The following is a 12509-nucleotide window of genomic DNA, read 5'->3' on the forward strand; positions in this document are numbered from 1 at the left end:
GGCTCGCACCCGGGGTTGATCCCTCAGGAGGTTAGAGAGGACTGCAAATAGCGCTTCTGGCTGCGGACAAATGTGCCGACCGGCTGATGTACCCCTACCTCCGGCCGCCTAGTATGTGACGGAAGAACCCAGGCGACCCCTTGGAAAGAGAGGAAGTGTATGAGAGGAGCACGGCACACGGATCCTGGTGGCTACGGGATGGCAGCCGCTATTATCGTCGTGGTCGCAGCGTTCGCGTGGGGGGCGCTGGCTCTGGCGCAGAGCGCAGACTATCAATATGCCAAACCGTCCTCTCCGGCGGGAGCCGGCGCGGGCGCTTCCTGTTCCACCGGGGGAGAGACGATGAGCTTCGCGGGCAACCTCACTGCGGCGCCCGGAGCTTCGGTCGTTTTGCAGGATGCCGACGGTACACAGGCCACGTTCGTGGACGGCAAGAACGCCAGAATCACCTCTCGTGACGGAATCCTCCGGGTAACCGTAACCGGTGCCCCGATCAACGTCTCCGGAGGTGACGGCGTCTTCGAGCCGTCCTCGTGCAGCGCCCTCATCGCGACGACCGGGGTTTCCAGCTCACGAGTGACGGAACACTCTTCTGATGCGACGGTGCATTCCTCGTCCGAACCAGGCCTGACGTCCGGTGTCCTGCCCAGCACTGGTGGGCCAGCCCTCGCGATCCTCGTCGGTGGGGTGGCCGTACTGGGCAGCGGGATAGCGGTATTCCGCCGGCGTTCCAACCGATAGCGTGGGAGGAACGAACCGGGTTGGAGTGAGACGTCCGAAGCGCCGCCTGCACGAGCGCAGGCGGCGTTCCTGTTCTGCTTGACACATCCGGAGAAGAGCGTCGTGGGAATGAAATTGAAAGAGAGACTGGCCCCCACCCTGGCCCTGTCTTCGGTGGAGCTGCTCGCTTCTCTGATGGGCAACGACCAGGGAGGATACTTCACGCTCGGATGGGTGCCGGCGGCGTTCGTGCTGGTAGCGATGGTTTTCGCCGTCTCGATCGCCGGTGCGGGCAGGGCTTTGAGGGGCCGAGCCGGTCTTCTCGCTCTCGGCCTCTTCTGTGCTTACGTTGCCTGGACCTTTGCCTCCATCTTCTGGGCTGCCGACAAGGGGTCTGCCTGGTTGGGAGCCGGGCAAACCATGCTGTACCTGCTGGCTTTCTGGGCTGCGCTGGTGTTGATCTCTCTGGATGCTTCACGCCGGTTTGTTCTCGTGGCGTCTTCCCTCGGACCTGCCGTGATCGCGGCCTTCACCCTCCTGGCTCTCCAGAGCAGGGTGGGTGGTCTGATGGAGGGCGGATGGCTCGTCGGGACTGTGGGATACCACAACGGTGAGGCGGCTTTTCTGCTCGTGCCGTTCTGGGTTTCCATCTACCTGGCGGGATCACGGATGGTGAATCCCCTGATCAGGGGGTTGGTCATCGGTGGGGCCACGCTCTGCACGCAGCTCGCCGTACTGACCGAATCGCGCGGGGCGATGGTGGCTATATTTGGGTCCCTCTTGATCTTCTTCTTGATCTCCGGGGCTCGTTTGCGAGGGGTGGTGGCGCTTTTGCCCGTCGTCGCCTCGCTCGGGATCAACTTCCATGGTTTGAACGACGTCTATATCGTGTCTTCTGGGGGTGGCAACCCCGCGGCGCTGCTCGAGTCCGCGCTCCCGAGGATCTGGCTGCTTTCCGCCGGGAGCGCGCTCTACGGGTTGACGTGGGCGGTGATCGACCGGGGCTGGACCCCACCTCGTCGGCTGGTCCGCGCGGTTGGTGCGGTGGTGCTCGTCTTTTGCACGCTCTCCGTCGTTGCGGGGGGCGCCGTGGCCGTGGACCGTTACGGGAACCCGATCGATCTGGCCCACGAAAAGTGGGTGGCTTTCAAGACCAACGACACGTCTGGGGCTGGACAGAGCCGCTATCTGAGCGCTTCGGGGAGCGGACGTTACGTCCTGTGGCAGGTGGCGTGGAAGGACTTCGAGGCTCATCCCCTGCTGGGGGTGGGAACCCAGAACTACGAGGCGACCTACTACAGGTTGCGTCAGAGCGAGGCGGGTTCGGTTCGCCAGCCACACTCCCTCCCTCTGGAGGTGCTCGCGGAGAGGGGGGTCGTCGGAGCCGGTTTGTTCTTCGGTTTCCTCTTCGTTTGCGTCGGAACGGGGCTGTGGAGGCGTTTCCGCAGCCTGAGCCCGGAGGGCAGGGCCCAGGCCGGGGCGCTTTCGGCCTCCGTGGCCTACTGGTTTTTTCATTCCAGCGCGGAGTGGTTCTGGCAGATCCCGGCGATAACCATGCCCGCCATCGTTTACCTCGCGCTGCTGGTCTCCCCTTGGGGGAACCCGGAAGTGGTGAGGGTCCCCACCCGCGGATGGCCCATGCGGCTCACGGGGGCCGGCGTGGCCGCGCTGGCTGCCGCCGTGCTGGTCCCGTTGGCCGTCTCCGCCTACTATCTGCAGCAGAGCAAGACCGCCGTTACGCCGGAGAAAGCCCTCGTGTTCGTGAACCGGGCCGAAAGGTTCAACCCGCTGGATTCTCAAATCCCGGACGAAAAGGCCCGTATCGCCCTCGAACTCGGCCGCTGGAAGACGGTGGTGGAGGCGTACAAACGGGAGATCCGGCTGAACCCCGAAAACTACGCCCCGTACATGTATCTGGGTGATTACTACGCCAGGCGGGGAGATGACACGTCGGCGCGCACCTATTACCGAGAGGCGTTGCACAGGAACCCGCTCGACGTCGAGCTCGAACGCAAAGCGTCCAGCATGGTGAGGGACAAGACAGACCATTCGGCGGGTTGATGAATATGCCGAACGGCCGATGTTCGTCGTCGGAGGCTTTTCTAACATTCCCTTGGGCGGCTACGTGGCAGCGAGAGAAGTCGGAGGAAAACTTTGTATAACTCGAAGCCGGCGGTGCACCACATAGAGCCGGAATACGGGATGTCCGAAGAAGCCGCTGGAGGGTACGGAGAGCCTCTCTCCTTCAAAGAACTCCTCGGGGTTTTGAGGAGGCGCGTGCTCGTGATAGTTCTCGTCTCGCTCCTGATGACCGGGATCGCCGTGGGCCTCAGCATGATGCTCCCCCCCGTCTATCAGGCGGATGCCGAGATACTCGTGGGGATGAGCCAGAAGTCCAACGCCGTGAACAGCCTGGCCGGGGACGTACAGGGGCTGCAGGGCGTGACCCAGACCGTCGCCGCCGCCATACCGAGCCGATCCATAGCCAGAGAAGTCATAGACAAGATGAACCTCAGGACCACCCCCGAGGCGTTCTTGAATGGTCTGAGCGTGCAGCAGATCTCGTCGACCCAGCTCATCGACATCAGCTATAGAACATCCAACCCTGTCCTGGCCCGAGACATAGTGAACACCGTAGCACAGGTCTCGTCCGACAAGATCGCCCAGATCAGCCCCCAGGCGGGTGATATAACGGCCACGATCTGGGAACCGGCATCCAAACCACAGGCGCCGGTCAGCCCGAACCCCGTGCGGAACGGGGCGCTCGCCCTGGTGATAGGCCTCATGCTGGGTGTCGGTCTGGCGTTCGTCCTGGAGTACCTGGATGACAGCTGGCGTTCTCCCGAAGAGGTGGAGCGGGTCTCCGGAGTACCCACCTTCGGCATCATCCCCAACTATAAAGTACCCAAAGCGCTCAAGAAAGGGGCCAGATGATGTTCGAGCGAGATAAGATCCCGTCCCAGCCGGAGGAGACCCCTGCGGAGGAGCCTTTGAAGCTGGTGAGCATCGAGGACCCCATGGGGCCGGCGGCCGAGGCCTACCGTACCCTGCGCACCAACCTGTTCTACGCTTTCGTCGACGATCCTCCCAGGGTCATCGTCATCACGAGTCCGGGGCCCAAAGAAGGCAAGAGCCTCACCTGCGCCAACCTTGGAGTGGTCCTGGCACAGGCCGGGAGGCGTACCCTGATCGTGGACTGTGATCTTCGTCTTCCCTCCATGCACCATCTGTTCGGCCTGCGTAATTTCCAGGGGGTGGTGGATCTTCTGGCCGGGGGGTATGAGATGCGGGAGCTGTGGCACGAACCGGTTCCCGGGCTCAGAGTACTCACTTCCGGCCCGCTCCCTCCGAACCCGGCCGAAACCCTGGGCTCCAGACGCTTCGCCGAGCTGCTTGCGAAGGCCAGGGAGGAGTTCGATTATGTCCTCCTCGATGCTCCGCCGGTCGGTGCGGTCTCGGATCCCGTGATCCTGGCTACCCAGGGAGACGGGGTGCTCATCGTTCTCGACGCTCAGGGTACCCGCAAAGGCTCGCTCCGCCAGAGTCTCCGTAGCCTGGAGGCCGTCCGTGCCAACGTGCTCGGGACGGTCGTGAACAACGTCGATGCCTCCAAGAAGAACTACGCGACCTATCAGCTTTACACGGCCGGATAGAGGTCTCGATGGTAGGGGTGGGCTTGCTGAGCTCGGGGAGCGGGCGGTGGCGCAAGGGGGACGGTTGTGCACCTTGCCGGACGGCGTGTTGATGTTTGAGAGGTCTGGCATCTCCGTTGTGCAGCGCGTGATGAACCGCGCCTGGGAGCAGCGCGGTTTGTTGGAGAAGGGTTTCTGGGCGCTGATGGACCAGGGGTTGTTCGCCACTTCGAACTTTGCCCTCAACATAATGCTGGCACGCTGGCTCACTCCCAGGGAGTACGGGGCTTTCGGGATAGCGTTTGCCGTCTATCTTTTCGTTGGTGTCCTGCACACGGCGGTCCTGATAGAGCCGATGCTGGTTTTCTGTCAGGGGCGCTACCGGGAGAGGATCTCTGGCTACCTCGGGGCCATGCTCTATGGTCACATCGGGTTCTCCATCTTGTGTGCCCCCGCGTTGTTCGGTGTCGGGGTGTGGTTCGTGTGGCGGGGGCAGGGGGAGATCGCGATCTCCCTGATGGCGCTTTCGGTCGCGTGTCCGTTTACGCTCCTGCTCTGGCTCGTGCGGCGCGCCTGCTATGCGCGCCTCGAGCCGCGCATGGCCGCCTCCGGCGGTGCTTTGTACATGGTGCTCATGCTCGTGGGAGCGTTCGGAGTATACGAGATGGGTGAGATCTCGCCCGCCGCGGCACTGGGGGTGATGGCGATCAGCAGCCTCATCTCCAGCCTGTGGTTGATCCTGCGGCTTCGCGTGGAGATGCCGAAGGTGAGTGATCCGCTGGTGAGGGATTCTTTCAGGAAGCACTGGGAATACGGACGCTGGTCGGTGGGCAACAAAGCCCTCTCGTGGATCCCCAGCAACATCTTCTACCTCATACTCCCGCTCTGGGGAGGACTCGGGGCGAGCGCCGCTTTCCGGTCCCTCATGAACCTTTTGATGCCCATGTTGCAGGCCAACTCTGCCCTTACGGTGCTTTTGCTTCCCGGGTTCGTGCGGGCGCGGGAGCAGGGCAGGTTGCCTTCCCGGGTGCGGCTCTCCCTCGTCGCTTACGTGGTTCCCCCGCTCGTCTACTGGTTGGTGCTCGGCGTCTTCCACGAACAGGTGATGTCGCTCGCGTACGGGGACAAGTATGCGGGGTATGCGGGCCTGCTCTGGATCCTCGGGTTCGCTCCGGTGCTCGCCTCCATGAAAGAGGTCCTCTCTCAGGCGGTCAGAGCGCTGGAGCGACCCGACTGGCTCTTTTTGGCCTATGCGGTATCGACGGTCGTTCTCGGCACCCTGGGGGTTCTGGCGACTTACCTGTGGGGGATCGGAGGCGCCGGTGTGGGGATGATGAGTTTTCAGGCTGCAACCACGGTCGTGGTCTCCTGGACGCTGCTCGTGATCTATAGGAGGTCTTCGCGCAATTCCGAGGCTTTGGCCGGTGAAGGAGACGGAACCTGATGGAGGTCGATTGGAACGTTTTCTTCCCTCCCGGGACCCGTGTGATCGCCCTGCCCGGCTGGAGGAACCCGCGGCTCTACGTGAGGGCGGAGTCCTACTGGTGGCGTTGGTGGGGGAGCGACTTTTACCCGGCCTACAGGCTGAGGGCGAGGTTATATCGCAGGATGGTCCGGGCGCGCGCCGCCGGCGGATTCTTCAGGAGCCGCACCGCCGGCGGTGCGGACCATTATTCGCTTGCCGGGCACCTGGAGAATTTTCTCCCGGGCGCCGGCGTGCTGGCCGTGCTCGTGGGGACGGAGGGACCGACCTGCAAGATCACGTTGCAGCTTGCCGGCAAGGACAGGATCGTCGGCTACGCCAAATACGCACCGGAAGGGCGGGCTGTGGCCCGGCTGGCCAGAGAGCACCTGATGCTCTCTTCCATCCCTGCTTTTGCGGGGCCCCGGTCACTCGGTTATGTGAGGCTGGATGAGGGAGCCATGCTCGTGACCGGAGCGCTGGATGGAAGGCGGGTCAAAGCCTCTCTGCCTCCCGATGGGCAGGTGAAGGGCTTTCTGGAACACCTCTCGGGGGACAGCGGGATCGAGGTCTGGGAGCACCCCTGGTTCCGGGCCGTGAGGGAGGACGCGAGCCGGGATATGGACTTCGACCGCTGTATGGAGGTTCTTTCGGACAGGAGATGGCCGGTGGCCATCCAGCACGGTGATTTCGCTCCATGGAATCTCCGGGTTCATCGAAGGGGCGGGCTCACTGCGTTCGACTGGGAGTACGGCTCCATGGAGGGATTTCCTCACCTCGATCTGGCCTATTACGTGTTGCAGACGGCCGCCCTCATACACCGCTGGTCTCCCGAACGCGCCGCCCGCTGCGCCGCCGACTGTCTTTTGCAAGCTTACGGAGATCGGCTGAGGGCTGTAGAAGCGAGGACCTTGGTGCGCCTGGCCGCCTACAACGCCTACCTGGAGTCTGCGCGCGACGGGCAGAGCGAGCATGACGTCCTCCAACGCTGGCGGCGGAGCGTGTGGGATGGGAAGACGGGATGACGAGGCTCAAGGTCCTCCTTTCCGCGTTCGCCTGTCGGCCCAACGAAGGATCCGAGCTCGGGCTGGGGTGGAACATGATCAGGGAGATCGCCCGGCACCACGAGTTGTGGGTGCTGACCCAGGACAGGCATCGACCTTTCATAGAGGAAGAGGTCTCCAGGCGTCCCATGCCTGGTGTCCGTTTCGTATATTACCGGCTGCCCGGCGCGGTGGGATGGTGGCGGCGGGGGCAGAGGGGGATACAGACATATTATTACCTCTGGCAGATCGGGGCTTATCGGCTCATGCGTGCCCTGCAGGAGCGCGTGGGTTTCGACGTAACCCACCATGTCACGTTCGCCGGTTACTGGAAGCCCAGCCTGCTCTCCTTGCTTCCCGTTCCTTTCGTATGGGGACCCGTCGGCGGTGGAGAAGACGCCCCCCGGAGCTTCCGAACGAGCTTCGGTGTTCGAGGCCTCGTCTACGAGGACACGAGGGACGTGATGCGGTTCGTGGGTGAGCATGACCCTCTCGTCCGAATCACGGCCCGAAAGAGCCGGGTCGCGTTTGCTGCGACCGAGGAGACCGCCTCCCGTCTCGAGGCGCTCGGGGCCCGGGACGTCAGGTTGCTCAGCCAGGTAGCGCTGAGCGGGGAAGAAATAGAGATGCTGAGAGGGCTCGGGGTGAAGAGAGAGGCGCCGTTCAGGTTCGCCAGTTCCGGCCGCCTGCTGCACTGGAAAGGATTCCATCTCGGCCTTGCGGCCTTCGCTCGAGCGGACATTCCGGGATCGGAGTATCTGATCTTCGGTGATGGGCCCCACAGGAAGCGGCTGCAACGGCTGGCTGTCGATCTGGGTCTCGCAGAGCGCGTGAGGTTCATGGGCGGGATGCCCCGGGAGAAAGCTCTGCGGATGCTGGGGAGTTGTCAGGTGTTCGTGCATCCCAGCCTGCACGAGTCTGGAGGATGGGTGTGTGCGGAGGCTATGGCGATCGGACTCCCCCTCCTTTGTCTGGATATCGGAGGTCCCGCGAGGCATGTCGTGAGCGGGCTAAACGGCTACAAGGTCGCTGCGGGTAGCCCGAAGCAGGTGGTCGACGATCTCGCCGAGGCCATGCGGCTGCTCTGGAGCAAGCCGGAGGTATTGCAGAGCATGTCCCTTCGTGCTCGTCGGAGGGTGGGAGAAGACTACGACTGGCGCGACAAAGGAGAGTACATAGCCGGGGTTTATCGAGAGGTGGTGGGCCGATGAGCAACCTGTTTCTGTTCATGAGCGATCCCGTGACCCTGGCGTTGCTGATCCTGCTCTTCGCCACCCTCTTCGTACCGGCTATCATCCTGACGCTCGGCAAAGTAGCGAGCCTGCCGGTGCACACCGCTCCGTTTCGGACGTTGTACTTCGCCTGGGCGGCCCTGCTGGCCGGCAGTTCCGTTTGGAACCTCTCCAGAGAGGTGCGCCATTCCATAAACCAGGCCGGCGTAGACAACTATGTGCGCCTGCTCTTTCTGGTGGTTGGCCTGATGACGATACTGTTTCTCGCTACCCGCTACAGATTCGGTTTCGCCTCCGGCCTGATCCGGGGGGTCATAGGGATCTACTTCGTATTCGCTTTGTGGGGAGGGCTTTCGACCTTCTGGTCCGTGTACCCGGGGAGTACCCTGTACAAGTCTTTCGAGTATCTGGTCATGGTGCTGCTCTTCGCCCTGAGCGCGTTCATGGTCAGCGAGGTGGTGCGGGGACCTTCGAACAGGATGCTCGCGTTGAAGAGCATCTTCGATTGGAACTGGTTTCTGGTCTTTGCCTCTTTGGTGATGGTCTATGTCGGGGTCGCGGTATGGCCGAGCTATGCCCTTATGCCCAGTAAGGGGGTTCTTCCTTTCTCCCTGCAGGGGGCTCTGCCCGCCATCGCGGCGAACGGGGTGGGGCAGCTCTCCGCCATCCTGGGGGTGGTCGCGTTGGCCAGGTTGATCATGGGGAAATCGAGGCTGCTCTACGGACCGCTTTTCGTTTTCTCCGTGCTGACCATGCTGCTCGCGCAGAGCCGCTCTCCGATCCTGGCGTTCGCTCTGGGGGCGTTGGTGGTCATGATCGCCGGCCGGAAGTTCGTTCTGCTGATCGTCTCCGCGGTCCTGGGTGCGGGGGTCTTGCTCTCGGCCTACGCCGGCACCATCTACGCTTACATGGACCGGGGACAGAGCACCGGGGAGCTGGATACCCTTACGGGAAGGACCGTCTTCTGGAAGGCCAGCCTGGAGGCCGCCAGACATAGATGGCTCACCGGATACGGGGCCAACGCCGGGGGCAGGTACATTCTCGACAACAACCTGAGCATATCCGATATATCCACCGTGCACAGCACCTACGTCGAGACCCTGATAGACACCGGGGTGATAGGCAGCGCCATATTGCTGGTCGGCCTCGGGGTGGTCTGGGTGTCGATCGTCAAGCTCAGGCGCACGGCGGCGATGAGCCCCATCAGCAAGGCCCTTTGGGTGGAGTGTCTGGGCGTGATGATGGTTCTCAGCGTGCGTTCGATCTTCTCCGTCGTCTTCGTGTGGTCTTCGACGGTTTTGATCTTCGGGGTCGTGCTGGTTTTCGTGACGGTGATGGGTAGAGAAGCAGGCAGGAGAAGAGCAGATGCGAATAATCATGCTGCACAACTACTATCAGCACAAAGGCGGCGAAGATCAGGTGTTTACCGCTGAGGCCGGGCTGCTGGAGGAGAGAGGCCACTCGGTCAAAAGGTATACGCTGCACAACGACCAGGTCGATGGCATGAGCGGGGCTTCTCTGGCATCTGATACGGTCTGGAACCGTCGGGTCCACCATGATCTGCGGGCCCTGATCCGTGATGTGAAGCCGGACGTCGCCCACTTTCACAACACCTTTCCCTTGATCTCGCCTGCTGCCTACTATGCCTTCCGGTCGGAAGGGGTGCCTGTGGTGCAGACGCTTCACAACTACCGGCTGTTGTGCCTGAACGCGCAGTTTTTCAGAGAGGGAGAGGTGTGCGAGGATTGTCTCGGCCGACGGGTGCCGTTGCCCGGGGTATTGCGTTCGTGTTACCGTGGCGAGCGCGTCGCGAGCGCCGGGGTCGCGACCATGCTGACGACCCATCGGATTTTGCGAACCTGGTCGAACGTCGTGGATGGCTACATAGCCCTCACGAGATTCGCCAGGGACAAGTTCGTGGAAGGTGGACTGCCGCCGGAGAAGATCTTCGTCAAGCCCAACTTCGTCGAGAGAGACCCCGGGATGGGCGGCGGAGGTGGTGGGTATGTCCTGTTCGTCGGGCGACTCTCCCGGGAGAAGGGAATCGAAACTCTCCTGCGGGCGTGGCGGAGGTTGGGGCGGCGGATCACCCTCAAGATAGCGGGTGACGGCCCGCTCTCCGGGGAGGTCGGTCGCGCAGCGAGGGAGACCCGCGGAATAGAGTGGCTGGGGAGGGTTCGGGAGCGTGAAGTTGTGGGTTTGATGAAGCGGGCGGAGTTTCTCGTTTTGCCTTCCCTGTGGTACGAAGGGTTTCCAATGGTCGTCGCCGAAGCGTACGCGAGCGGGCTCCCGGTGCTGGCGAGCGACCTCGGGAGCCTGTCTACCCTGGTGATATCCGGCAGGACCGGGTTGAAGTTCAGCCCGCGGAGCGCCGGTGACCTGGAGGACAAGGCCGAAGCTCTGCTGGACGACCCGGCGCTGTTGGAGAGGGTGCGCCTTGGGGCCAGGGAGGAGTTCGAGACACATTACACGGCGGATCGGAATTACACGCGCCTGATGGAAATCTATGCGCGGGTTGCGTGAGGGCACGCTGGGTCTTTAGGGAGGGAGGCAGGGAACATCGTGAGGTTGCCAGATTTTCTCGTGGTCGGCGCGGCGAAATCCGGTACCACGGCCATCCATCATTATCTCGGGCAGCATCCTCAGATCTTCCTTCCTGCCCAGAAAGAGACGAACTTCTTCGCCTTCGTGGGGGAGGAGGTCCGATTCGAGGGGCCGGGCGACGAGGAGATGGCCCGGGTGACGATCACCGACTTCGAGGAGTACGGCAGCTTGTTCGCCGGGGCGTCGGAGGATCAGGTGTCCGGCGAGGTCTCCCCCTGGTACATGTACTTCGAGCGGTCTGCTGCAAACATAAATACGCTGATCCCCGGAGTGAGGCTGATCTTCGTGCTGCGAAACCCGGTGGAGCGGGCTTTCTCCAGCTACCTTCACGTCGTGCGTCACGGCCGGGAGAAACTTGGTTTCAGGGAAGGGATCCTCGCCGAAGAAGAACGAATCTCCCGGGGATGGGAGCCGATATGGCACTATCTGAGCGCCGGGAAGTACGCGGAACAGATGGAGCCGTTCCTGAAGCTTTTCGGCCGCGAGCAGGTTTTCATCGGGCTCTACGATGATCTCAGGAACGACCCCGAAGGGTTTCTATCCGACCTGTACGGATTTCTCGGGGTCGATAGGGGCTTTCGAGCCGATCTCAGCCTCAGGCCCAACGTCACCGGGGTACCGAGAAACAGGGTCGTCGGGCACCTGCTGTTCAGACCCAACCCCTTCAAGGAGATCGCCAGGAAGATGATCCCACAAGGGGTGCGCTACCCGATCTCTCAGGAGCTGGGGCGAAGGATGGTGGTCAAGCCTTCGCTCGATCCATCTCTCCGGAGAGAGTTGGTCGCGTATTACAAGCCGGAGATACTGAGCCTGCAGGATCTCATCGGACGAGATCTCTCCCACTGGTTCGAGGCCTGATCGCTGGCTCCAAAACCGGGCCGGTCGGCCGGTCTGAAACCGGCTGTGTGGCTGATGTTGCGCCTTTTTCGGCCGCCTAGGCTGTCATCTGCATACGGCGGTCTGCAGGAGGTGCACGGTCTTGGAGCTTACCAATCGGAGCGGCGCTCCCATCGAGCTCGATTCGGAGTCTGAACACCGGTATATCCTCGGCATGCGGGTGGATGCGCTCACCCTTCCGAGGGCGAGCGAACGGATCGTCTCCTGGGCGGAGCGGGGCGAGTCCCGTTACGTTTGTGTGGCCAGCGTGCACATGGTCATGGAGGCTTTCGACTCCGAACCTTTCCGTCGGATCGTGAACCAGGCGGATCTCGTCACACCCGATGGACGGCCTCTGCTGTGGACCCTGGATGGCCTGGGCGTCAGGTCGGCGGATCAGGTCCGGGGCACGGATTTGACGGTGAGCGTGCTCGAGCATGCGGCTCGGCGTGGGGTGCCCGTGGGTTTGTACGGGGGTACGCCGGAGTTGCTCGATTCGTTTTCGGAGATCGCCCGAGCCCGGCACCCCGGCATACGGATAGTGAGCAGGATCGCGCCCCCGTTTCGTCCCCTGACCGCCGAAGAGGACGAGCTTTTCACCGACGAGCTGATGAACTCGGGCGCCCGCATCATCCTGGTCGGAATAGGCTGTCCCAAACAGGAGAGGTGGATGGCGGCCCACAAGGGACGGCTTCCGGCCGTGATGATAGGAGTCGGGGCTGCCTTCGACTTCTATACCGGCAGGATGCGCCAGGCTCCTCGTTGGATGCAGAAGAGTGGTCTGGAGTGGACCTTCAGGCTGGCGAGCGATCCGGGGAGGTTGTGGAAACGCTATGCCAGGCACAACCCCAGATTTCTCGCACTGTGCGCCATGCAACTGGGCCGGATGCCAGAGGCGACCTGGCATCCGGCCCGAAGGCGGCACCGTTCGGTGGGATGA

Annotated in this window: 11 protein-coding genes; all 11 read left to right on the top strand. The window is 62.6% G+C overall.

Annotated elements, in window-relative coordinates; genetic code table 11:
- Positions 1 to 198 precede the first annotated feature (198 nt).
- The 11 genes from AC6EKW_RS01980 to AC6EKW_RS02030 all read left to right on the top strand — a co-directional run bounded on the left by AC6EKW_RS01980 (position 199) and on the right by AC6EKW_RS02030 (position 12509).
- On the top strand, positions 199 to 741 hold the full coding sequence (locus AC6EKW_RS01980) for an LPXTG cell wall anchor domain-containing protein (protein ID WP_498513535.1): 543 nt from the start codon (positions 199 to 201) through the stop codon (positions 739 to 741).
- 114 nt (positions 742 to 855) lie between these two features.
- A complete protein-coding gene (locus AC6EKW_RS01985) occupies positions 856 to 2781 on the top strand; it encodes an O-antigen ligase family protein (protein WP_498513536.1) in 1926 nt (641 codons plus the stop codon).
- A gap of 93 nt (positions 2782 to 2874) precedes the next feature.
- Positions 2875 to 3654 carry a YveK family protein gene (locus tag AC6EKW_RS01990; protein ID WP_273887157.1) on the top strand — a complete coding sequence of 260 codons (780 nt, stop codon included), beginning with the start codon at positions 2875 to 2877 and terminating at the stop codon, positions 3652 to 3654.
- Between the two features lie 65 nt (positions 3655 to 3719).
- Positions 3720 to 4373 carry a CpsD/CapB family tyrosine-protein kinase gene (locus AC6EKW_RS01995; protein ID WP_498513586.1) on the top strand — a complete coding sequence of 218 codons (654 nt, stop codon included), beginning with the start codon at positions 3720 to 3722 and terminating at the stop codon, positions 4371 to 4373.
- A 91-nt stretch (positions 4374 to 4464) separates the two neighbouring features.
- A complete protein-coding gene (locus AC6EKW_RS02000; RefSeq protein ID WP_498513537.1) occupies positions 4465 to 5796 on the top strand; it encodes an MATE family efflux transporter in 1332 nt (443 codons plus the stop codon).
- A complete protein-coding gene (locus AC6EKW_RS02005; protein WP_498513538.1) occupies positions 5796 to 6839 on the top strand; it encodes a phosphotransferase family protein in 1044 nt (347 codons plus the stop codon). The genes AC6EKW_RS02000 and AC6EKW_RS02005 overlap by 1 nt, the downstream gene beginning before the upstream one ends.
- Positions 6836 to 8068: a glycosyltransferase gene (locus tag AC6EKW_RS02010; protein ID WP_498513539.1), complete on the top strand. Its 1233-nt coding sequence runs from the start codon at positions 6836 to 6838 to the stop codon at positions 8066 to 8068. Before AC6EKW_RS02005 ends, AC6EKW_RS02010 begins: the two co-directional genes overlap by 4 nt.
- Positions 8065 to 9522 (top strand): O-antigen ligase family protein, encoded by a 1458-nt coding sequence (locus tag AC6EKW_RS02015; protein WP_498513540.1) that lies wholly within the window; start codon positions 8065 to 8067, stop codon positions 9520 to 9522. Before AC6EKW_RS02010 ends, AC6EKW_RS02015 begins: the two co-directional genes overlap by 4 nt.
- Positions 9455 to 10612 (top strand): glycosyltransferase, encoded by a 1158-nt coding sequence (locus AC6EKW_RS02020; RefSeq protein ID WP_498513541.1) that lies wholly within the window; start codon positions 9455 to 9457, stop codon positions 10610 to 10612. Before AC6EKW_RS02015 ends, AC6EKW_RS02020 begins: the two co-directional genes overlap by 68 nt.
- 39 nt (positions 10613 to 10651) lie before the next feature.
- Complete coding sequence (locus tag AC6EKW_RS02025) at positions 10652 to 11551, top strand: sulfotransferase family protein (RefSeq protein ID WP_273887149.1); 900 nt, start codon at positions 10652 to 10654, stop codon at positions 11549 to 11551.
- A gap of 121 nt (positions 11552 to 11672) precedes the next feature.
- Positions 11673 to 12509: a WecB/TagA/CpsF family glycosyltransferase gene (locus tag AC6EKW_RS02030; protein ID WP_273887148.1), complete on the top strand. Its 837-nt coding sequence runs from the start codon at positions 11673 to 11675 to the stop codon at positions 12507 to 12509.

It is taken from the genome of Rubrobacter sp. M3-4 (genome assembly GCF_059772285.1).